The organism is Pseudomonas aphyarum (genome assembly GCF_028657055.1).
Classification (GTDB): Bacteria; Pseudomonadota; Gammaproteobacteria; order Pseudomonadales; family Pseudomonadaceae; genus Aquipseudomonas; species Aquipseudomonas aphyarum.
Genome location: NZ_JAMDGS010000022.1, coordinates 34453 through 54590 on the forward strand (window position 1 = coordinate 34453; position 20138 = coordinate 54590).

The following is a 20138-nucleotide window of genomic DNA, read 5'->3' on the forward strand; positions in this document are numbered from 1 at the left end:
TTATTGCCCCAACTTGCGCGGTTGCCAGTTCTTGATGACCAGCGTCACGTCGAGATCGGTGCCGTGCAGTTTGATCCGCTCGGGCAGCCAGTAACCGTTCTGTTCGGCGTAGCTGAGGTATTCGACCTGCCAGCCATCCTGATCCAGATTGGCCAGACGGCTGTTGCCGTCCAGGGTCAGACGGCTTTTACTGTCCGGTGCCGGGAGGCCGCGAACCCACCAGGCCAGATGCGAGACCGGCAGTTTCCAGCCCAGTTGTTCTTCGACCAGTGCTTCCGGAGTCGGCGCTTCATAACGGCCCTGATTCGCCACTTCCAGCGACACCGCGCCCGGGCGGCCGGTCAGTCGCGCCGCGCCACGACCCAGCGGGCCGGACAGACGGATGTCGTAGTAGTCCTGACGTTGCAGCCAGAACAGTGTGCCGCTGCCCGAATCTTTCGGGGCGCGAATGCCGATCTTGCCGTCGATCTGCCAGCCGTCGAGGCCGGTCAGGTGTTGTTTGTTCGCGGCCCACTGTGCCGGATTGCCGTGGCCTTCGACGGATTCACGGGCGCCGAAGCCCGCGCAACCGGCGAGCAGGGCGATGAAGCTGAAAACTATGACGTGGCGCAAAAACATGAGTTAAAGAGTCTCGGATCCGGTCAGGCGCTTGATGGTGCTGCGCAGGATGGTGCTGTCAGGCTGGTCCTTGAGGAACTTGCCCCAGATTTGTTTCGCTTCGCGCTGCTTGCCCTTTGCCCACAGCACTTCGCCCAGATGCGCGGCGACTTCGTGATCGGGGAAGCGCTCGAGGGCCTGACGCAGGTATTTCTCGGCGTCTTCCAGATTGCCCATGCGGAAATTCACCCAGCCGAGGCTGTCGAGAACCGCCGGGTCTTCCGGGTTGATCTGGTGCGCCTGCTCGATCAGCGCCTTGGCTTCAGCGTAGCGGGTAGTGCGGTCGGACAGGGTGTAGCCGAGGGCGTTGAGGGCCATGGCGTTGTCCGGATCGCGCTTGATGATCAGGCGCAGGTCTTTTTCCATCTGCGCCAGATCATTGCGTTTTTCCGCCTGCATCGCGCGGGTGTAAAGCAGGTTCAGATCGTCCGGGTACTGCTGTAACGCTTGTTGCAGGACTTTCCAGGCCTTGTCGCCCTGATTGTTGGCTGACAGGGTTTCGGCTTCGATCAGGTAAAGCTGGATCGCGTAATCCGGTTGTTCGTCACGCTCGGCGGCCAGTTTGCTCTGGGCTTCGGCGGTCTTGCCGTTGTTCATCAGAATATCGGCCTGACGCAGTTGCGCCGGCAGATAGTCGTTGCCGGGGCCGACCTGGGCGTACTCGATCAGCGCGCCTTGCGGGTCGTTGCGTTCTTCGGCAATGCGGCCCAGGTTCAGGTGTGCCGAATCGACGTGGCTTTCCCGGGCGATCAGGTCTTCCAGGTAACCCTTGGCCTCGTCCCAGGCCTTGGCTTCCAGGCACACCAGCGCCAGCGAGTAGCGCAGTTCGTCGTCTTCCGGGTATTGCTGGACCAGGGTGGAGAACTCGACCTTGGCGTCGTCCATCCGGTCCTGCTCTACCAGCATCCGCGCGTAAGTCAGGCGCAGTCGCTTGTCGTCCGGGTATTTTTTGATGCTTTTCTGCAGCAGCGGCAGCGCTTCGTCGCCGCGATTCAGCCCTTGCAGCAGGCGTGCGCGCAGCAGAATCGGGGCGATCTCGCCGTCTTCCGGAGGATTGTCTTCGAGCAGGGTCAGCGCGCCTTTGGTGTCGCCGTCCTGCTGCATCAGCAGGGCCTTGCCGAAAATCAGCTGATTGTTGTTCGGGTGACGCTGCAACAGACGGTCGAAACTTTTCATCAGGCCGTTGCGGGTTTCCTGATCGGTGTCGGCGGCCGACAGCGCGAGGAAGTCGAAATGGGTGTCACCCTTGCCCTGCAGGACTTTCTCCATATAGACCATCGAGTCGTCATAGCGCCCGGCGCGAGCCAGTTGCACGGCGGCGGCGCGTTGCGCTTCGAGGTCGTCCGGGGCGTTTTTCGCCCAGATCAGCGCGGTATCGAGGGCCGGCTGGTCGGCACCCAGGTACTCGGCGATGCGGAACGCACGCTCGGAAACGCCCGGATCCTGGGTATTGATGGCCTGGGTCACGTAGTTGTCCAGGGCAATGTCGAAACGATTGCGCTGGCCGGCGAGTTCGGCACTCAGCAGGCTGAACACCGTTTCCTGGCTGAACGAGCTGTAAACCTTGGGCTTTTCAGGAGCCGGCGTGGTGTCTTCGACCGGTGAGGCACCGTCCTGCGAAACGGGGGCCAAGGCCTGGCAGCCGCTGAGGAAGACAAAAGCGAGGAGCAACGCGGAAGATCTATTCATATAGGAAGAGGACGACTAACCTGCGGTCGGATCATCATGACACAAGCCTTCGGCCAAACATAACCGAGTCTCGATTGTGGCCATTATAGGGGCCGACAATTGGGACAATAGTCAGCGGTAGTTGTTCTGAATCTGACGAAGTAGGACAATTGCCGGCTTCACGTCACCATCAGCGACCTTGAATGGCCTTCCTTGCACTCGGTATCAACCACAAGACTGCTTCAGTAGACGTCCGCGAGCGCGTGGCCTTTACCCCTGAGCAGCTGGTGGAGGCCTTGCAGCAGCTCTGCCGACTCACCGACAGCCGCGAAGCTGCGATCCTCTCCACCTGCAATCGCAGTGAGCTGTATATAGAACAGGATCAGCTTTCGGCCGATATCGTGCTGCGCTGGCTGGCCGACTATCACCATTTAAGCCTCGATGAGCTGCGCGCGAGTGCTTATGTGCATGAAGATGATGCGGCAGTTCGTCACATGATGCGCGTCGCCTCCGGGCTCGACTCGCTGGTGCTGGGCGAACCGCAGATTCTCGGCCAGATGAAATCGGCCTACGCCGTGGCCCGCGAGGCCGGCACTATCGGGCCGCTGCTCGGGCGACTGTTCCAGGCGACCTTCAATGCCGCCAAGCAAGTGCGTACCGACACCGCCATCGGCGAGAACCCGGTGTCCGTGGCGTTTGCCGCCGTCAGCCTGGCGAAACAGATTTTCAGCGACCTGCAACGCAGCCAGGCCCTGTTGATCGGCGCCGGTGAGACCATCACCCTGGTCGCCCGCCATCTGCATGAGCTGGGGGTCAAGCGCATCGTGGTGGCCAACCGGACCCTGGAGCGCGCCAGCCTGCTGGCCGAACAGTTCGGTGCCCACGCGGTGTTGCTCTCGGATATTCCGGCCGAACTGGTACGCAGCGACATCGTCATCAGTTCTACCGCCAGTCAGTTGCCGATCCTCGGTAAAGGCGCGGTGGAAAGCGCGCTGAAGCTGCGCAAGCACAAGCCGATCTTCATGGTCGACATCGCCGTTCCCCGTGACATCGAACCAGAAGTCGGCGAACTCGACGACGTTTACCTCTATAGCGTCGACGATCTGCACGAAGTGGTCGCCGAAAACCTCAAGAGCCGTCAGGGTGCAGCGCAAGCGGCCGAAGAGATGGTTTCGGTCGGCGCCGACGATTTCATGGTGCGCCTGCGCGAGCTGGCGGCGGTCGATGTGCTCAAGGCCTATCGTCAGCAGAGCGAACGCCTGCGAGACGAAGAACTGCAAAAGGCCCTGCGCCTGCTGGCCAACGGCGGCAACGCCGAAGACGTGCTCGGGCAACTGGCCCGTGGCCTGACCAACAAACTCCTGCACGCCCCGAGCGTGCAGTTGAAAAAGCTTTCTGCCGAAGGCCGCCTCGATGCGCTGGCCATGGCTCAGGAACTCTTTGCCCTTGAGGGCTCACCGGATAGCTTTTCGGATAAAAAACCGCAATGAAAGCGTCACTGCTCAATAAGCTGGACATTCTCCAGGACCGTTTCGAGGAACTGACCGCGCTGCTCGGCGACGGCGAAGTCATTTCCGACCAGACCAAATTCCGCGCCTATTCCAAGGAATACGCTGAACTTGAGCCGGTGGTACAAGGCTATAAAAAGCTGCTCGGTGTACAAAGCGATCTTGAAGGCGCGCAGGCGCTGCTCAAGGACAGCGACCCGGACATGCGTGAAATGGCCGTGGAAGAAGTCCGCGAAGCCAAGGAATTGCTGATCACGCTGGAATCCGACCTGCAGCGCATGCTGCTGCCCAAGGATCCCAACGACGGGCGCAACGTGTTTCTCGAAATCCGCGCCGGCACCGGTGGCGACGAGGCGGCGATCTTCTCCGGCGACCTGTTCCGCATGTACTCGCGTTACGCCGAACGCCGTGGCTGGCGCGTGGAGATCCTTTCGGAGAACGAAGGCGAACACGGTGGCTATAAAGAAGTCATTGCCCGCATCGAAGGCGACAACGTTTACGGCAAGCTGAAATTCGAATCCGGCGCGCACCGCGTACAGCGTGTACCTGCCACCGAATCCCAGGGTCGTATCCACACCTCGGCCTGCACCGTGGCGGTATTGCCCGAGCCGGACGAGCGTGAAGCCATCGAGATCAACCCGGCGGATTTGCGCGTCGACACTTACCGCTCCTCCGGGGCCGGTGGTCAGCACGTCAACACCACCGATTCGGCGATCCGCATCACCCACATACCGACCGGCACCGTTGTCGAGTGCCAGGAAGAACGTTCCCAGCACAAGAACCGTGCCCGTGCGATGGCCTGGCTGGCGGCCAAGCTCAACGACCAGCAGACGGCTGCTGCGGCCAACGCCATCGCCAGCGAACGTAAATTGCTGGTGGGTTCCGGTGACCGCTCCGAGCGTATCCGCACCTACAACTTTGCCCAGGGCCGGGTCACCGACCACCGCGTCAACCTGACCCTGTATTCCCTCGATGAAATCCTCGCCGGTGGCGTCGAAGCGGTAATTGAGCCGTTGCTGGCCGAATACCAGGCCGACCAGCTCGCAGCGATAGGTGAGTAAATGACCATCATCGCCAGCCTGTTGCGCGCCGCCGAACTGCCGGATTCGCCCACCGCGCGTCTGGATGCCGAATTGCTTCTGGCCGCCGCGCTGGGCAAGTCGCGCAGTTTTCTCCACACCTGGCCCGAGCGCATCGTGCCCAGCGAAGCCGCACTGGTCTTCGCCGAGTACTTGCAACGCCGTCGCAGCGGCGAGCCGGTCGCCTACATTCTGGGTCAGCAGGGTTTCTGGAAGCTGGATCTGGAAGTCGCGCCGCACACGCTGATCCCGCGCCCGGACACCGAACTGCTGGTGGAAGCCGCATTGGAATTGTTGCCGGCGACCCCGGCCAAAGTGCTCGACCTCGGCACCGGCAGCGGGGCGATTGCCCTGGCTCTGGCCAGCGAACGCCCGGCGTGGAAAGTCACCGCCGTGGATCGCGTGCTGGAAGCCGTGGCCCTGGCGGAACGCAATCGCCAGCGCCTGCACTTGAACAACGCCACGGTGCTGAGCAGTCACTGGTTCAGCGCCCTCGAAGGCAAGCGTTTCGAACTGATCATCAGCAACCCGCCGTACATTCGCGCCGCCGATCCGCATCTGGTGGAAGGCGATGTGCGCTTCGAGCCGGAAAGCGCCTTGGTGGCCGGCATCGACGGGCTCGACGATCTGCGTCTGATCATTGCCCAGGCGCCGGGGCATCTGGAAGCCGGCGGCTGGCTGATGCTCGAACACGGCTATGATCAAGCCGAAGCCGTGCGCGATCTGTTGCTGACGCAAGGTTTCGAAGAAGTTCACAGCCGCACCGATCTGGGCGGCCATCAACGGATCAGCCTGGGGCGCCTGCCGTGCTGAATGATCAGGAATTGTTGCGCTACAGTCGGCAGATCCTGCTGCAACACATCGACATCGATGGCCAGTTGAAGCTCAAGGACAGCCGGGTATTGATCGTGGGCCTCGGTGGTCTCGGTGCGCCGGTTGCCTTGTATCTGGCGGCGGCGGGTGTCGGTGAATTGCATCTGGCGGATTTCGACACGGTCGACCTGACCAACCTGCAACGCCAGATCATCCACGACACCGACAGCGTCGGCATGACCAAGGTCGACTCGGCGCTCAAGCGCCTGAGCGCGATCAACCCTGAAATCAAACTGATTCCTCATCGTCAGGCACTGGACGAGGATTCCCTCGCCGCCGCCGTGGCGGCGGTGGATCTGGTGCTCGACTGCTCGGACAATTTCTCCACCCGCGAAGCGGTCAACGCCGCGTGCGTGGCGGCGCGCAAGCCCTTGGTCAGCGGCGCTGCGATCCGCCTTGAAGGCCAGCTTTCGGTGTTCGACCCGCGTCGCGCCGAGAGCCCGTGCTACCACTGCCTGTACGGTCACGGCAGCGAAGCCGAACTGACTTGCAGCGAAGCCGGCGTGGTCGGGCCGCTGGTCGGTCTGGTCGGCAGCCTGCAAGCGCTGGAAGCCCTGAAGTTATTGGCGGGTTTTGGCGAGCCACTGGTGGGTCGTCTGCTGTTGATCGATGCACTTGGCTCGCGTTTCCGTGAGCTGCGGGTCAAGCGCGACCCCGGTTGCAGCGTCTGTGGTTCGCAGCATGCGTGAAGCGCCGATTGCCGTCTTCGATTCCGGCGTCGGCGGTCTGTCGGTGCTGGCGGAAATCCAGCAACTGCTACCGAATGAATCGCTGCTGTACTTCGGCGATTGCGGCCACATTCCTTATGGCGAGAAAACCCCGGAATTCATCCGCCAGCGTTGCAGCGTGATGGCCGGTTTTTTCCGCGAGCAGGGCGCCAAGGCGCTGGTGATCGCGTGCAACACCGCGACCGTGGCCGGCGTCGCCGATCTGCGTCGGGACTTTCCCGAGTGGCCGATTGTCGGCATGGAGCCGGCGGTCAAGCCTGCCGCCGCCGCCACCCGCAGCGGCGTGGTGGGCGTACTCGCCACCACCGGCACCTTGCAGAGTGCGAAGTTTGCAGCGCTGCTCGATCGTTTTGCCACCGATGTGCGGGTCATCACTCAACCGTGCCCCGGACTGGTCGAGCGGATTGAAAGCGGCGATCTGCACAGCCCCGAGTTGCGTGCATTGCTCAAGCACTACGTCGATCCGCTACTGGCCAACGGTTGCGACACGATCATTCTGGGCTGCACCCACTATCCGTTTCTCAAGCCGATGCTCAAGTCGATGATCCCCGAGAGCATTAGCCTGATCGATACGGGCGCGGCGGTAGCGCGCCAATTGCAGCGGCTGCTGGCCGAGCGGGACCTGCTCGCCGAAGGGCCGAACCGACCGGTCAGATTCTGGACCAGCGCCGATCCCGCGTCTTTGCGCAAGACCTTGGTTCTGCTAGGCCAAGTCGATGGCGACGTCGAAAAATTCACCTTGTAAAAAAAATGTGAAATATCTAAAAAGTCAGCTGAACTTCTGACCAAGCGCAGACTTCTATAGCGCAGAGTGACCTAGAAAAACCAAACGATCGTTCCGGAAAAGGAAGTTTCAACGTGAAGCGACTATTCTGCTTGGCCGCGATTGCGGCTGCACTGATGGGGCAAAGTTTTACCGCACAAGCTGCTGGCGTCGAGTTTGCAGTGGGTGCCACCAGCGATTCGACGATGACTTATCGCCTGGGCATGAATTTCGATTGGGACAAAAGCTGGCTGCAAAGCGACGTCGGTCGCCTGACCGGTTACTGGAGCGGCGCCTACACCTATTGGGAAGGCGACAAGACCTCCAGCAACAACAGCCTGTCGTTCTCGCCAGTGTTTGTTTACGAGTTTGCCGGTCAGTCGGTCAAACCGTATGTCGAGGCGGGGATCGGCGTGGCGCTGTTCTCCAACACCGAATATGAAGACAACAAGCTTGGCGGCGCCTTCCAGTTTGAAGACCGCTTCGGTTTCGGCCTGCGCTTCAATGGCGGGCATGAAGTCGGGATCCGTGCGACGCACTATTCCAACGCCGGCCTGAGCAGCAACAATGACGGGGTCGAAAGCTACTCGCTGCATTACACGATGCCGCTGTAAGCAGACAAGAAAGGGAGCGCATCGCGCTCCCTTTTCACATTCAACGATACGCCGTGGCAATCCCCTGGCGTTCGTCGATGCATTCCGGTGCGCCCATTTCGAACTCGCGGCAGATCAGTGGACGCTTCTCGTAGATCGTGCACATCATCGTGTCGCGATCCAGCGCCGCACACCAGCCGTCGTCCAGACGCAGCATCACCTCACCACCCCAATCGTCGGTATCGATAAAACGCTCGGGTACGCCGGTGTCGGTGATCAGCATCACTTCGAGCTGGCAGCAGCAGGCTGCACAGGTCGAACACGTGACCACGGGTTCGGCGATTTGCCGATGGGGAATGGTTTTCATGGCGCCAGTGTACGGCAGTGGCCGATGAGCGTGTGAAAGGCCTGACAGGCGTTTAGCTCGCCAGGCGCCGGGACAATTGGTGCAGCAGCGGAAACAGCAACGCCCACAACAGCGCGATGCCGATCAGGGTAGGGAGCTCACCGAAAGGAAACTGCACACCGGCCAGTCGTCCGCCAGCGCCATAGGACAGCGCGCCACCCGCCGCGCCAAGCAGGCTGGCCAGCCACCACGGCCGTGCGCTCCAATGCAGGCAATGACGCAATGTCGTGGCAAACAATCCCCACAGCAACATCAGCCACAGTGGAATCAGCGGCGACAGATCCATGAACTCGAACACCCCGAGGCCGCGCAACACGCTGTCCACCGCCGTGCCGATAATCACCACGCTGAGGATCAACCGGCCTTCCTGCGCCCAACTGCTGATCCAGCGCAGATGAATCACCAGCACCGCCAGCGCCAGCAGCAACCACAAACTGTTACCGCCGAGTACGCAGGCCAGCCAGCCGATCTGGAACAGCACCGCGTTGGCCAACCGCTCAAGCATCGAACCGGCCCAGCAAAGGCGCGGTCATCGCTGCCGGTTTGGCCAGCAACAGTTGCGCGGTACCGATGGTGCGTTCGAGGAATCCGCCCTCGCAATAACACAGGTAGAACTCCCACAGCCTGAGGAAGTAATCGTCATAGCCCAACTCGGTCAGGCGACCCTGAGCATGCCGAAAGTTCTCGTGCCACAGACGCAGGGTACGAGCATAGTGCAGGCCGAAATCCTCCATGTGCAACAGGTTCATGTCGGTGTCGCGGCTGACGATCTCGAGCATTTTCTGCACGCAGGGCAGGGCGCCGCCGGGGAAAATGTAACGCTGGATAAAGTCCACCCCACGACGCGCCTGCTCGTAGCGTTGTTCGCGGATGGTGATCGCTTGCAGCAGCATCAGGCCGTTGCTCTTGAGCAGGTGCGCGCACTGTTTGAAGTAGGTCGGCAGGAAGCGGTGGCCGACCGCTTCGATCATCTCGATCGACACCAGTTTGTCGTACTGGCCGGTGAGGTCGCGGTAGTCCTTGAGCAGCAGCGTCACCTGATCCTGCAAGCCGAGGCGTTCGATGCGCGCGGCGGTGAAGGCGAACTGCTCCTTCGACAGCGTCGTGGTGGTGACTTTGCAGCCGTAGTGCTGCGCGGCGTAGAGCGCCATGCTGCCCCAGCCGGTGCCGATTTCCAGCAGATGGTCGCCGGGCTTGAGCGCGAGTTTCTGGCAAATCCGCTCCAGTTTGTTCAGTTGCGCCTGCTCCAGGCTGTCGTCGGGGCTGAGAAACTGCGCGGCGGAATACATCATGGTCGGGTCGAGAAACTGCTCGAACAGGTCATTGCCGAGGTCGTAATGCGCGGCGATGTTTTTCTGCGAACCCTTGCGCGTATTGCGGTTGAGCCAGTGCAGCCCGCGCACCAGCGGGCGACCGAGCCGGGCCAGGCCACCTTCCATTCCGTCGAGCACTTCAAGGTTGCTGACGAAGACCCGCACCACCGCCGTCAGGTCCGGCGAGCGCCAGTAACCATGAATGAAAGCCTCACCGGCACCGATCGAACCATTGCCGGCGACCAGCCCCCAGGCAGCCGGATCCATGACCTGAATCTCCCCCACCAATGCGCTGCCCGGCGTACCGAAGACGTGGCGTTCACCGTCCTCGATGACGATCAGTTGGCCTTGTTTGAGCTGCTCCAGCTGGCGCAGTACTCCCCGGCGCAGCAGCGAACCGCTCAGGCCGTGGGGGCTGAGCAGGCTGGCTTTGGCCGAGACGCTAGTGGATTTCATGGTGGCGTTCCTCGGGCGGTACGGTGGCGGTTCGAAAACGGTCGTCGGCGCGCTGGTGGGCAAACACCGGCGTACGCTTGAGCAACAGGCGTAGCGCCTGCCAATAGATCGCCAGCGCGGTCTTGGCGGTCATCCAGGGAAAACGCCACAGATGCCGATGCAAGTGGCGTCGATCAAGGGGTTCGCGTCGCAGGTCGAGGGTGGCGTCGAACAGTTTTTGCTCGCCTTGCCAGTCGGCCATGTGCACGCCAAGGTTTTGCGCGGCAGGGCTGAAACTCATGCGGTATTCCAGATCGGGTGGCAGAAACGGCGACACATGAAACGCCTTGGCCACGGCAAAGTGCTGGTGAAAGTCCTGCAGGTTGGTCGGCGCTCGGGCCGGCAACACGTAGTGAAAACGCTCGCGCCACGGGGTGTTGCTGACTTCGCAAAGAATCGCCGCCAGTTGGCCGTCGGCCTCGTGGCAATAGAAGAAACTCACCGGGTTGAACGACAGGCCCCAGCTGCGTGGCTGGGTCAGCAGGCAGATCGAACCTTGCGGCGCATGGCCCAGGGCTTCGCCCACCAACTGGCGAACCGCATCGCTCAGGCGCACGCCGCGGCCGGTGAAGGTTTTCAGGTAGTCGGTTTCGCGAAATGAAAACGGCGCAAAGCGTCTGGCGCCTGCCAGTCGGGACAGGCCCAGCACCGCCTCCTGTTCAGCCAGATCGAGGTACAGCATGCCGATCCGGTAACGGAATTCATGACGGCGCGGGGCGAATCGCCGATGGGCGATCCAGCCACTGTAGAGTGCGCTGTTCACAGGCTTTCTCCGAAGGACGCGGCCACGCGCAAAGCGCTGACCACGCCATCCTCATGAAAACCGTTGGCCCAATAGGCGCCGCAATAATGCGTGTGCTGCTCGCCGTCGATTTCGGCCCAGCGCTGCTGCGCCGCCACCGCAGCAAGGCTGAATTGCGGGTGGGCATAGGTAAAGCGTGCGAGCACTTTGGACGGGCTGATGCCGGCGCTCTGGTTGAGGCTGACGCAGAACGTGGTGTCGCTCTGGATCCCTTGCAGAATGTTCATGTCGTAGGTCACGGCGGCCTGGGTATGACCGGCGCCGCCGAGGCGATAATTCCAGCTGGCCCAGGCCCGCTTGCGTGCGGGCAGCAGGCGGGTGTCGGTGTGCAGCACCACTTCGTTGTCGGCGTAGGGCAGGGCGCCGAGGATTTCCCGTTCGGCATGACCGGGATTGCCCAGCAATCCCAGGGCCTGGTCGCTGTGACAGGCCAGCACCACTTTGTCGAAACGTTCGATGCCGGCGGGGCTGTGGATAACCACGCCGTGCGCGTCGCGATCGATCCGGCCCACCGGGCAGTTCAGGCGGATGCGCTCCTTGAACGACGCGGTCAACGGCGTGATGTAAGCACTGGAACCGCCCTCGATCACCTGCCACTGCGGGCGATTGCTGATCGACAGCAACCCGTGATTCTCGAAAAAACGCACGAAAAACTGCAACGGAAAATTGAGCATCTCGGCCATCGGCATCGACCAGATCGCCGCGCCCATCGGCACGATGTAATGCAGGATGAAACGCTCGCCGTAACCGCCGGCCTTGAGGTAATCGTCGAGGGTGGTGTCGGCGGTGATTCGCTGTTCGGCGAGGTCGCGCCGGGCCTCTTTATTGAACCGCAGGATGTCGCGCAACATGCCCCAGAACCCGGGCGACAACAGATTGCTGCGTTGGGCGAACAGGCTATTCAGGTTGTTGCCGTTGTATTCCAGGCCGGTGTCCGGATCGTTGACCGAAAAACTCATCTCGGTGGGTTTGAACGTCACGCCCAACTGGCCGAGCAAACGAATGAAGTTGGGATACGTCCAGTCGTTGAACACGATGAAGCCGGTGTCCACCGCGCAGTCGCGCCCGTCCACGGTGACCGGCACCGTGTGCGTATGGCCGCCGACCCGGGCGTCGGCTTCGAACACGGTGATTTCATGCTGGCGAGCGAGCAGATAAGCGCAGGTCAAACCTGCGATCCCGCTGCCGACAATGGCGATTTTCATGTGGGATCCCTGAGCGGCGGGGTGCTGCGTACCATGCGTTTGCCAATCGCCAGTTGTACGCGTGCGGGCATTTTCGACAGTGGCCACAGAACTGCCATGAACAGCGCCGGAAAGGCGATTTCCAGCGGCCGATCTTTCAGCTTGGCGAAGATATGCCGAGCGGCTTTTTCCACAGGCCAACTGAGCGGCATCGGAAAATCATTTTTGGCGGTCAGCGGCGTGTCGACGAAGCCGGGGCTGATTACCGTGACTTCAATGCCTTCGTCGGCCAGATCGATGCGCAGGGATTCGAACAGATAACGCAGCCCGGCCTTCGATGCGCCATAGGCCTCGGCCCGGGGCAACGGCACATAGGTCACCGAGCTGGCCATCCCCACCAGATGCGGTGCTGTGCCTTTGCGTAGCAAGGGCAGGGCGGCTTCGATGCAATAGCTGCTGGCGAGCAGGTTGGTGCGCACCACATGTTCGATGATCGAGGCGTCGAAATGGTGGGTGTCGACGTATTCGCAGGTGCCCGCATTAAGGATCACAGAATCCAGTGAGCCCCAGTCCGCCGCGATCTGTTCGCCGATTTCGCGCACGGTCTGACTGTTGGTCAGATCGCCGGGCACCACCAGTACTTGTCCCGGATAACGTTGCGACAGCACTTTGAGCGGCGCGACCTGGCGGGAACTGACCGCCAGATGTGCACCGGTCTTGAGGATTTCTTCCGCCAATGCCGCGCCAATGCCACTACTGGCACCGGTCAGCCAATAACGCCGTGGAGCTGTACGACTCATCCCAATCTCCCTTTCAGCCAGGCAATCACTCGGCCCAATACAGGTAAATGTTCATAAAGCAGCGCTCCGGCATCGAAGTAATCCCGGTGGCGGTAAACCTTGTCGCGCCAGAGCAGGTGCGAGCAGCCGGCGACGCGGATCAGTTGCCCACCGCTCAGACGCGGATGGCGATAGCTCATGACCCAACGCAGATAGCCTTCGCCGTCGCTGATCTGGTCGAAGCCGTGAAAATCGAAGCGCAGTTCGTTGACGTTGGCGTACAACTCACTGAAGTAAGCGCGCAGGTTCGTCAGCCCCTGCACTTCGTGCAGTGGATCGGTGAAATGAATGTCCTCGCTGTACAGTTCATCCAGGGTGCGCAGGTTGTCTTTGTTCAACTGTGCGAACCGATGGGCGAAACCGCGCAGAAATTCACTCATCGCTCACTCCTTGAGACGCGCGTGACGGCAGGTTCTTGAACGCTGTCAGCGCCCGTTCCCGTGATGCGCTCAGATTGACGATCGGCGCCGGATAGTCCGCGATGCCGAACAGCCCGCCGGCACTGGCCGGGTTGTGGACTTCGTTCTTGTTCAGCCCGGCGAGCTCTGGCAACCAGTGCTTGATGAACAGGCCTTCGCTGTCGAATTTTTCCGACTGGCTGAGCGGATTGAAGATACGGAAGTACGGCGCCGAATCAGTGCCGGTCGAGGAGCTCCACTGCCAGCCGCCATTGTTCGCAGCCAGGTCGCCGTCGATCAGGTGGCGCATGAAAAAGCGCTCGCCTTCGCGCCAGTCGATCAGCAGGTTCTTGGTCAGAAACATTGCCACCACCATCCGCAGGCGGTTGTGCATCCAGCCGGTTTCCAGCAATTGGCGCATGGCCGCGTCGATGATCGGCAAGCCGGTGCGGGCCTCTTGCCAAGCGGCCAGATCCGCAGGCGCATCGCGCCAGGCGAGGGCTTCGGTTTCCGGGCGGAATGCGCGATGGCGTGAAACCCGCGGATAACCGACGAGGATGTGTTTGTAGAACTCGCGCCACAGCAGTTCGTTGATCCAGGTGACGGCCCCGACCTTGCCGCTTTCGAACTCACCCTGATTGCATTGCAGGGCAGCGTGCAGGCATTGGCGCGGCGAGATCACGCCGGCGGCCAGATAGGCCGAGAGCTGGCTGGTGCCGGGTTTGGCCGGGAAGTCGCGTTCGCTCTTGTAGTAGTCGATCTGCGCATCGGCGAACGTGTTGAGGCGGCGCCGGGCCTCGGCTTCACCGGCGGGCCACAGGGCGCGCAGGGATTCGCCGGGTGTCGGGAACCCTTCGATGGTTGTTGGAACGGGGTCGCTGTCGATGTTCAGAGCCGATTGTTTGCCCGGCGCCTGTTTCAGCGAAGGCATCGAGCGATGCAGGCGCTCGTAGCAGACCTTGCGGAACTGGCTGAACACCTGAAAGTAAGTACCGGTTTTGGTCAGCACACTGCCGGGTTTGAACAGCAATTGGTCGAGGTAGCTGTGGAAGGTGATGCCTTCGGCTTGCAGCGTCTCGGCAACGGCGGCATCGCGACGGCTTTCGTTGATGCCGTATTCCTCGTTGACGTGCACTGCTTCGATCTTCAGTTGTCGACACAGTTCGAGCAGCACCGCAGGTGCCTGATCCCAGTGAGGCGCGGTACGAATCAGGAGCGGGATGTTCAGGGCACCCAGGCTTTTGCTCAACTCGCGCAGATTGCGCAGCCAGAAATCGATCTTGCACGGCGCGTCGTCATGTTCCTGCCATTGCTGGGGGCTCAACAGGTACACGGCCACGGTCGGGCCACGCTCGGCAGCGGCCGCGAGGGCGGTGTTGTCATGTTGGCGCAGGTCGCTGCGCAGCCAGATCAATTGCATGTCGGTCTCTGTCTGAATCATTAAATCAACCCACGCTGAACCAGCACCCGATGCGCCGAAAGAGGATCTTCGGCCAGGAGCAGGTCAGCAATCTCGGAAGTTCTGGCGGACAACTCGGCGTGGTGAATGCACACCGTTGGTCCGGCAATCAGTTTTGGGCAGCTGACGCCATTCAAAAGTTTCGGTAGCTGCGCAAGGCTCAGGGCTTTGCTGGAATACAGCAGGACGCCACGGGCTTGCAGGGTATCGGTTGCCAACGCCAGCTCTGCGGCCGGTAGCGGCCAGTCGAACACCTGCACCGGGCAATCGGCGCTGCTGATCAGCCAGGCGCAGAGCCACAGGTGCGGCTCCAGCGACAAATCCGACTGATTGACCAGCAGCAGCGGCGCGGTGCGCAACTGACGATTGTTATGGTAGATGCGTGCGCCGAATTTGCTGCGCAACCAGGCAAAAAAGAACACCCGCTCCATCTGCGCACCGAACTGGCCCTGCCAGCGCTGTTCGAGATCGCTCAGCAGCGGCAGCAGCAATTGCTCGCAGAGTGTGCGCGGCGGGTACAGCGCCATCGCCTGGTTGATGCTGTCGTCGAGGCTGCGCTCGTTCAGGTGAGTGACCGCCAGCAGGGCGGCCTGACGCAGCGGATGCCACTCGTCTTCCACCGGTTCGTTTAAAGCTTGCGCCGTGTCGAGCAGCGGTTTGACCTGGCTGACCGCAACGCCCCGATTGAGCCAGGTGAGGATGTTCTGGATGCGTTGCACATGGTCGGCGCTGTAAAGACGATGACCCTTGGGTGTGCGCTGCGGGACGATCAGCCCGTAGCGGCGTTCCCAGGCGCGCAGGGTCACGGCATTCACGCCAGTCTGGCGCGCGACTTCGCGAATCGGCAGCCAGCCTTCGTCGAGGGCTTTCCTGAAGTCGGCGCCGAGGTCTTCACGGGCGCTGGTGTCGGGTGAGTCGTTCATCAAATGGCGTTTCGCAGGCTGAGGTTTTCCGGATGCGGTTGCAGGTACACCTGCTGCGCAATGTAGGGATCCGGGTGGAGGCGAAAGTGATGCTTGAGCAGCGTCAGCGGCACCACCAGCGGCACGATGCCGTGCCGGTACTGGCCGATGATGTGCTGCACTTCCTGTTTGTCTTCGGGGGTGATGACCTGTTTCAGGTAGCCACTGATGTGCTGCAGGACATTGCTGTGGGTGCGGCGGGTGGCGCATTTTTTCAGTGCCGCCATCAGTTCGCTGAAATAGCGCGGGCCGAGTTCTTCGGGATCGAGCCGGCCCATGTTGCCCAGCAGATTGCCCAGCGCTTTGTATTGCACCGGGTTGTGGGCCATCAGCAGGTATTTGTAGCGCGAGTGGAAGTCGGTGAGGGCGCGGCGGCTCAGGCCTTTGCGCAGAACGTGCTGCCAGTCGCTGTAGGCGAACACCCGGGTGATGAAGTTTTCCCGCAGCACCGGATCGTTCAGGCGCCCGGCTTCTTCCACCGGCAATTCGGGGTGCGCCGCGCAGAACGCCTGGGCGTAGATCCCTCGACCGTTGCCCCATGGCGCGCCGTTGGAGTGATAGACCTTGACCCGTTCCAGCCCGCAGGACGGTGATTGCTGCATGAAGATGTAGCCGCAGATGTCATCCAGCTCGGCAGCCATTTTCTGGCCGTATTCCGCCAACGGCCCGGTGACGTTGATCTCCCGATCGACGGTGCCGAGGGCTTCGGGTTGTTCCGGGTCACCGACCAGACGGATCGGCTCGCGAGGAATGCCCAGGCCGATCGCGACTTCCGGGCACACCGGGACGAATTCGAAATGTTCGCTGAGGGAGCGGGTGCATAGCCGCGATTCTTTGTGCCCACCGTTGTAGCGCACTTCCGCGCCCATCAGGCAGGCGCTGATGGCGATTTTCGGTGGGGACGTCGATGAGTCGGACATGCAGTGACCTCGAATCTGAATCTGTACAGAGGAATAGATCTGTACAACATTCTTTCAGCATAGATTCAAAGGTGTACAAGTCAAATTGTTTGTACAAGTTTTTGAGTTATTCAGCGCCAGCCGATTTTCCAGCGTGAATCATCCTGCAGGGCTTGCCAGTCGCATTGCTCGGTCCGCCGGGTCAGCACTGCCTGCAACTCGATTTCCAGCACTGTGCCGTCTTCGTCGCGGAACAGTTCGGTCACCAGAAAATGCTTTTCACGGTTTTGCGGATGGGCTGCTGTCCACTTCGACAGCAGCAATTTGCGCGGGTTGATGCGGTTCACTGCAAGTGTTCGTGCAAGCGTCTTGCAGCCTCCTGACCACTGAGCCACGCCCCTTCGACCCGACCCGACAGGCACCAGTCGCCACAGGCGTACAGGCCCAGATCGGCGTCGGCCAGGGTGCCCCATTCATGACTGCTGGCCGGCCGGGCATAGAGCCAGCGGTGGGCGAGGCTGAAGGTCGGGGCCGGCATGGCGCTGTGCAGCAGTTCGGCGAAGGCGCCGTGCAATTGTTCGATCACCGCCTCCTTGGGCAGGTCGATGTGTTGCCGGCTCCAGGCACTGGTGGCGTGCAGGACCCAGGTGTCGCACGTGGTGTCGCGTCCCGGTTTGCTGCGGTTGCGGGCCAGCCAGTCGAGGGCGCTGTCCTGGACGAAGCAGCCTTCGATCGGCGTATCCAGCGGGGTGTCGAAGGCGAGGGCGACGGCCCAGGTCGGGTCCATTTTCACCCCGGCGGCGGCGCCGGCGAGTTTCGGTGCGGCGGCCAGCAAAGCAGTGGCCTGAGGCGCCGGCGTGGCGATCACCACATGGCTGAACGGCCCGTGGGTGAAGCCTTCGGCGTCCTGCAGGTGCCAGTGTTCTTCGCCGCGATAGACCTCGGTGATCCGGCAGGCGAAGTGTACTTCCAGGCCGTCAAGCAGACCTCGGGTGATGGCGCTCATGCGCGGCGTGCCGACCCAGCGGGTCTGTTCGTCCGGCGACAGGTTCAGTTGCCCGCCATGAAAGGTGTAAAGCTGCGGTGCCCATTCGGCGACCCAGCCTTTGCTTTGCCAGCGCTGGACTTCGGTGACGAAGCGTCGGTCACGGGCGGTGAAGTATTGCGCGCCCATGTCCAGCGAACCGGCGTCGCTGCGCTTGCTCGACATGCGCCCGCCGCTGCCGCGGCTTTTATCGAACAACTGAACGGTATGCCCGGCATCCGTCAGGGCCTGGGCGGCGGAGAGTCCGGCGATGCCGGTGCCAATGATTGCGATAGGTACAGTCATAGGGGCCTCGTTTACCTTTCTGTACAGACTACGCCGTGGATGAAACCTGTACAATTTTGTTTTTTGGTATAACTTCCAGCGTTCTCGTTCTGACAGCTTGGCCTATGGTTAAACAATAGAGCCTGCCCGATAGAAAAGATCCCTGTTTATAAAAATAGACTAGTGATCGGGGTAAAACGCCACGCGAGGTAGAAGTCATGCACATATTGCTGACCGGCGGTACTGGATTGATCGGACGTCAGCTTTGCCGGCACTGGTCCGGGCAGGGGCATCGCCTGACGGTCTGGAGTCGTCGTCCGGAAAAAGTCGCGAACATCTGTGGCGCCCAGGTGCGTGGAATCGCGCGTCTGGAGGACCTTGGCGACGAGCCGGTCGACGTGATCGTCAACCTCGCCGGCGCGCCGATTGCCGACCGGCCGTGGACCCATCGGCGCAAGGCGTTGTTGTGGAGCAGCCGGATCACGCTGACCGAGTCGTTGCTGGCGTGGCTGGAACATCGCGGGCAGAAACCGTCGCTGCTGATCTCGGGCTCGGCCGTGGGTTGGTACGGTGACGGCGGCGAGCGTGAGTTGACCGAAGACTCGCCGCCGGTGATCGACGATTTCGCCAGCCAGTTGTGCATCGCCTGGGAGGAAACCGCGCAACGCGCCGAAGCGATGGATATTCGCGTGGTGCTGGTGCGCACCGGGCTGGTGCTGTCGGCCGAGGGCGGCTTTTTGTCGCGGCTGCTGCTGCCGTTCAAGCTCGGGCTGGGCGGGCCTTTGGGCAATGGTCGGCAGTGGATGCCGTGGATTCATATCGATGACCAAATCGCCCTGATTGATTTTCTTCTGCACCGCAATCAGGCGAGCGGTCCTTATAATGCGTGCGCGCCGAAACCTGTGCGCAATCGCGAATTCGCCAAGACGCTGGGCAGCGTGCTGCACCGCCCGGCGTTCATGCCGATGCCGGCCCTGGCGTTGAAGGTCGGGCTCGGCGAGATGTCATTGCTGTTGCTGGGTGGCCAACGCGCCACGCCGAAACGCTTGCTGGAAGCGGGATTCACTTTCCGGTTCACGGATTTACGCGCGGCCCTGGACGATCTTTCCGGCCGCCTCTGAAATAGGACGTTGCATGACCGATCACGCCTTGCTTCTGGTCAACCTGGGTTCGCCGGCCTCCACTTCGGTGGCCGACGTGCGCAGCTACCTCAATCAATTCCTGATGGACCCGTACGTGATCGACCTGCCATGGCCGGTGCGGCGTCTGCTGGTGTCGCTGATCCTGATCAAGCGCCCGGAGCAGTCGGCCCATGCCTACGCCTCGATCTGGTGGGCCGAGGGTTCGCCGCTGGTGGTGCTCAGCCGTCGCCTGCAACAGCAGATGACGTCTCAGTGGACCCGTGGCCCGGTGGAACTGGCGATGCGTTACGGCGAGCCGTCGATTGAGAACAGCCTGATGAAACTGGTCGCGGCGGGGCACAAACGCATCACCCTTGCGCCGCTTTATCCACAGTTCGCCGACAGCACCACCACCACGGTGATTGAAGAAGCCAAACGGGTGCTGCGCGAGAAGAAGCTCGATGTGCAACTGTCGGTGTTGCAGCCGTTCTACGATCAGCCGGAATACCTCGACGCCTTGGTGGCGAGCGCCAAACCGCATTTGCAGCAGGATTACGATCACCTGTTGTTGAGCTTTCACGGTTTGCCGGAGCGGCACCTGAAAAAACTCAATCCGGGGCACAGTTTCGAGGGCGGCGGCGACTGCTGCGCCGGTGCGCCGCCGGAAGTCGTTGCGACCTGCTATCGCGGCCAGTGCCTGCGCACGGCGGCCGAGTTTGCCAAGCGCATGGGTATCCCGGATGGCAAATGGTCGGTGTCGTTTCAGTCGCGGCTGGGTCGGGCAAAGTGGATCGAACCCTACACCGAAGCGCGGCTGGATGAACTGGCCAAGAGCGGCGTGAAGAAGATTCTGGTGATGTGCCCGGCGTTTGTTGCCGATTGCATCGAGACCCTGGAAGAGATCGGTGATCGCGGCAAGGAACAGTTCCGCGAGGCAGGGGGAGAGGAGCTGGTGCTGGTGCCGTGCCTGAATGACGACCCGCAATGGGCGAAGGCGTTGGCAACCCTGTGTGAACGGGCGCCACTGGCCCTTTGATGATCATTCCCACGCTCCGCGTGGGAATGCAGCTCGTGACGCTCTG

22 protein-coding genes are annotated in these 20138 nt (G+C 61.6%); 8 read left to right on the plus strand and 14 right to left on the minus strand.

From position 1 onward, the window contains the following. Positions 1–618: a lipoprotein insertase outer membrane protein LolB gene (gene lolB, locus M5G18_RS28025; RefSeq protein WP_273898658.1), complete on the minus strand. Its 618-nt coding sequence runs from the start codon at positions 616–618 to the stop codon at positions 1–3. 3 nt (positions 619–621) lie between these two features. After that, a complete protein-coding gene (locus tag M5G18_RS28030; protein WP_085606997.1) occupies positions 622–2346 on the minus strand; it encodes a tetratricopeptide repeat protein in 1725 nt (574 codons plus the stop codon). Positions 2347–2528: 182 nt separating this feature from the next. Here M5G18_RS28030 and hemA point away from each other — a divergent pair, with 182 nt between their 5' ends. From hemA to M5G18_RS28060, 6 genes are all read left to right on the plus strand, one after another. Beyond that, positions 2529–3815, plus strand: a complete 1287-nt coding sequence (gene hemA / locus M5G18_RS28035) for a glutamyl-tRNA reductase (protein WP_007951716.1) — start codon at positions 2529–2531, stop codon at positions 3813–3815. Further along, a complete protein-coding gene (gene prfA, locus M5G18_RS28040; RefSeq protein WP_007951714.1) occupies positions 3812–4894 on the plus strand; it encodes a peptide chain release factor 1 in 1083 nt (360 codons plus the stop codon). Before hemA ends, prfA begins: the two co-directional genes overlap by 4 nt. Continuing rightward, on the plus strand, positions 4895–5725 hold the full coding sequence (gene prmC, locus M5G18_RS28045; protein WP_273898659.1) for a peptide chain release factor N(5)-glutamine methyltransferase: 831 nt from the start codon (positions 4895–4897) through the stop codon (positions 5723–5725). It begins immediately after the preceding gene. Continuing rightward, positions 5719–6474 (plus strand): molybdopterin-synthase adenylyltransferase MoeB, encoded by a 756-nt coding sequence (locus M5G18_RS28050; protein WP_273898660.1) that lies wholly within the window; start codon positions 5719–5721, stop codon positions 6472–6474. Before prmC ends, M5G18_RS28050 begins: the two co-directional genes overlap by 7 nt. Next, entirely contained in the window at positions 6467–7258 is a 792-nt protein-coding gene (gene murI / locus M5G18_RS28055; protein ID WP_273898661.1) for a glutamate racemase, read from the plus strand. The genes M5G18_RS28050 and murI overlap by 8 nt, the downstream gene beginning before the upstream one ends. A gap of 113 nt (positions 7259–7371) precedes the next feature. Next, positions 7372–7890 carry an acyloxyacyl hydrolase gene (locus M5G18_RS28060; RefSeq protein WP_007951709.1) on the plus strand — a complete coding sequence of 173 codons (519 nt, stop codon included), beginning with the start codon at positions 7372–7374 and terminating at the stop codon, positions 7888–7890. Positions 7891–7930: 40 nt separating this feature from the next. Here M5G18_RS28060 and M5G18_RS28065 read toward each other — a convergent pair whose 3' ends face one another. The 12 genes from M5G18_RS28065 to M5G18_RS28120 all read right to left on the minus strand — a co-directional run bounded on the left by M5G18_RS28065 (position 7931) and on the right by M5G18_RS28120 (position 17956). Next, a complete protein-coding gene (locus tag M5G18_RS28065) occupies positions 7931–8236 on the minus strand; it encodes a YkgJ family cysteine cluster protein (protein ID WP_011335918.1) in 306 nt (101 codons plus the stop codon). 52 nt (positions 8237–8288) lie between these two features. Next, complete coding sequence (locus M5G18_RS28070; protein ID WP_273898662.1) at positions 8289–8780, minus strand: DUF2878 domain-containing protein; 492 nt, start codon at positions 8778–8780, stop codon at positions 8289–8291. Continuing rightward, entirely contained in the window at positions 8773–10044 is a 1272-nt protein-coding gene (locus M5G18_RS28075; protein WP_207983920.1) for an SAM-dependent methyltransferase, read from the minus strand. The genes M5G18_RS28070 and M5G18_RS28075 overlap by 8 nt, the downstream gene beginning before the upstream one ends. Then, complete coding sequence (locus M5G18_RS28080) at positions 10031–10846, minus strand: DUF1365 domain-containing protein (RefSeq protein WP_273898664.1); 816 nt, start codon at positions 10844–10846, stop codon at positions 10031–10033. The genes M5G18_RS28075 and M5G18_RS28080 overlap by 14 nt, the downstream gene beginning before the upstream one ends. Then, positions 10843–12090, minus strand: coding sequence for an NAD(P)/FAD-dependent oxidoreductase (locus M5G18_RS28085; protein WP_273898665.1), 1248 nt, complete (start codon positions 12088–12090; stop codon positions 10843–10845). Before M5G18_RS28085 ends, M5G18_RS28080 begins: the two co-directional genes overlap by 4 nt. Then, the gene (locus tag M5G18_RS28090; RefSeq protein ID WP_273898666.1) at positions 12087–12869 is read right to left on the minus strand and encodes an SDR family NAD(P)-dependent oxidoreductase; all 783 of its coding nucleotides are present in this window, start codon (positions 12867–12869) and stop codon (positions 12087–12089) included. Before M5G18_RS28090 ends, M5G18_RS28085 begins: the two co-directional genes overlap by 4 nt. Next, on the minus strand, positions 12866–13288 hold the full coding sequence (locus M5G18_RS28095; RefSeq protein WP_273898667.1) for a nuclear transport factor 2 family protein: 423 nt from the start codon (positions 13286–13288) through the stop codon (positions 12866–12868). The genes M5G18_RS28090 and M5G18_RS28095 overlap by 4 nt, the downstream gene beginning before the upstream one ends. Continuing rightward, on the minus strand, positions 13281–14726 hold the full coding sequence (gene phrB / locus M5G18_RS28100; protein WP_273898668.1) for a deoxyribodipyrimidine photo-lyase: 1446 nt from the start codon (positions 14724–14726) through the stop codon (positions 13281–13283). The genes M5G18_RS28095 and phrB overlap by 8 nt, the downstream gene beginning before the upstream one ends. A gap of 20 nt (positions 14727–14746) precedes the next feature. Then, the gene (locus M5G18_RS28105; RefSeq protein ID WP_273898669.1) at positions 14747–15688 is read right to left on the minus strand and encodes a MerR family transcriptional regulator; all 942 of its coding nucleotides are present in this window, start codon (positions 15686–15688) and stop codon (positions 14747–14749) included. Next, positions 15688–16647: a YbgA family protein gene (locus tag M5G18_RS28110; RefSeq protein WP_273898670.1), complete on the minus strand. Its 960-nt coding sequence runs from the start codon at positions 16645–16647 to the stop codon at positions 15688–15690. The genes M5G18_RS28105 and M5G18_RS28110 overlap by 1 nt, the downstream gene beginning before the upstream one ends. 110 nt (positions 16648–16757) lie before the next feature. Continuing rightward, on the minus strand, positions 16758–16973 hold the full coding sequence (locus M5G18_RS28115) for a TIGR02450 family Trp-rich protein (RefSeq protein WP_273898671.1): 216 nt from the start codon (positions 16971–16973) through the stop codon (positions 16758–16760). Then, on the minus strand, positions 16970–17956 hold the full coding sequence (locus M5G18_RS28120; protein WP_007951687.1) for an NAD(P)/FAD-dependent oxidoreductase: 987 nt from the start codon (positions 17954–17956) through the stop codon (positions 16970–16972). Before M5G18_RS28120 ends, M5G18_RS28115 begins: the two co-directional genes overlap by 4 nt. Positions 17957–18153: 197 nt before the next feature. Here M5G18_RS28120 and M5G18_RS28125 point away from each other — a divergent pair, with 197 nt between their 5' ends. After that, positions 18154–19056 (plus strand): TIGR01777 family oxidoreductase, encoded by a 903-nt coding sequence (locus tag M5G18_RS28125; RefSeq protein WP_273898672.1) that lies wholly within the window; start codon positions 18154–18156, stop codon positions 19054–19056. A gap of 13 nt (positions 19057–19069) precedes the next feature. Then, entirely contained in the window at positions 19070–20092 is a 1023-nt protein-coding gene (gene hemH / locus M5G18_RS28130; RefSeq protein ID WP_273898673.1) for a ferrochelatase, read from the plus strand. Positions 20093–20138: the final 46 nt, after the last annotated feature.

Coding starts and splice junctions, on each gene's coding strand:
- phrB (WP_273898668.1), bottom strand. CDS start 14,726: ATGCAATTGATCTGGCTGCGCAGCGACCTGCGCCAACATGACAACACC.
- murI (WP_273898661.1), top strand. CDS start 6,467: ATGCGTGAAGCGCCGATTGCCGTCTTCGATTCCGGCGTCGGCGGTCTG.
- prmC (WP_273898659.1), top strand. CDS start 4,895: ATGACCATCATCGCCAGCCTGTTGCGCGCCGCCGAACTGCCGGATTCG.
- M5G18_RS28120 (WP_007951687.1), bottom strand. CDS start 17,956: ATGACTGTACCTATCGCAATCATTGGCACCGGCATCGCCGGACTCTCC.
- M5G18_RS28065 (WP_011335918.1), bottom strand. CDS start 8,236: ATGAAAACCATTCCCCATCGGCAAATCGCCGAACCCGTGGTCACGTGT.
- M5G18_RS28105 (WP_273898669.1), bottom strand. CDS start 15,688: ATGAACGACTCACCCGACACCAGCGCCCGTGAAGACCTCGGCGCCGAC.
- M5G18_RS28090 (WP_273898666.1), bottom strand. CDS start 12,869: ATGAGTCGTACAGCTCCACGGCGTTATTGGCTGACCGGTGCCAGTAGT.
- M5G18_RS28085 (WP_273898665.1), bottom strand. CDS start 12,090: ATGAAAATCGCCATTGTCGGCAGCGGGATCGCAGGTTTGACCTGCGCT.
- prfA (WP_007951714.1), top strand. CDS start 3,812: ATGAAAGCGTCACTGCTCAATAAGCTGGACATTCTCCAGGACCGTTTC.
- lolB (WP_273898658.1), bottom strand. CDS start 618: ATGTTTTTGCGCCACGTCATAGTTTTCAGCTTCATCGCCCTGCTCGCC.
- M5G18_RS28095 (WP_273898667.1), bottom strand. CDS start 13,288: ATGAGTGAATTTCTGCGCGGTTTCGCCCATCGGTTCGCACAGTTGAAC.
- M5G18_RS28075 (WP_207983920.1), bottom strand. CDS start 10,044: ATGAAATCCACTAGCGTCTCGGCCAAAGCCAGCCTGCTCAGCCCCCAC.
- hemA (WP_007951716.1), top strand. CDS start 2,529: ATGGCCTTCCTTGCACTCGGTATCAACCACAAGACTGCTTCAGTAGAC.
- M5G18_RS28125 (WP_273898672.1), top strand. CDS start 18,154: ATGCACATATTGCTGACCGGCGGTACTGGATTGATCGGACGTCAGCTT.
- M5G18_RS28110 (WP_273898670.1), bottom strand. CDS start 16,647: ATGTCCGACTCATCGACGTCCCCACCGAAAATCGCCATCAGCGCCTGC.
- hemH (WP_273898673.1), top strand. CDS start 19,070: ATGACCGATCACGCCTTGCTTCTGGTCAACCTGGGTTCGCCGGCCTCC.
- M5G18_RS28070 (WP_273898662.1), bottom strand. CDS start 8,780: ATGCTTGAGCGGTTGGCCAACGCGGTGCTGTTCCAGATCGGCTGGCTG.
- M5G18_RS28030 (WP_085606997.1), bottom strand. CDS start 2,346: ATGAATAGATCTTCCGCGTTGCTCCTCGCTTTTGTCTTCCTCAGCGGC.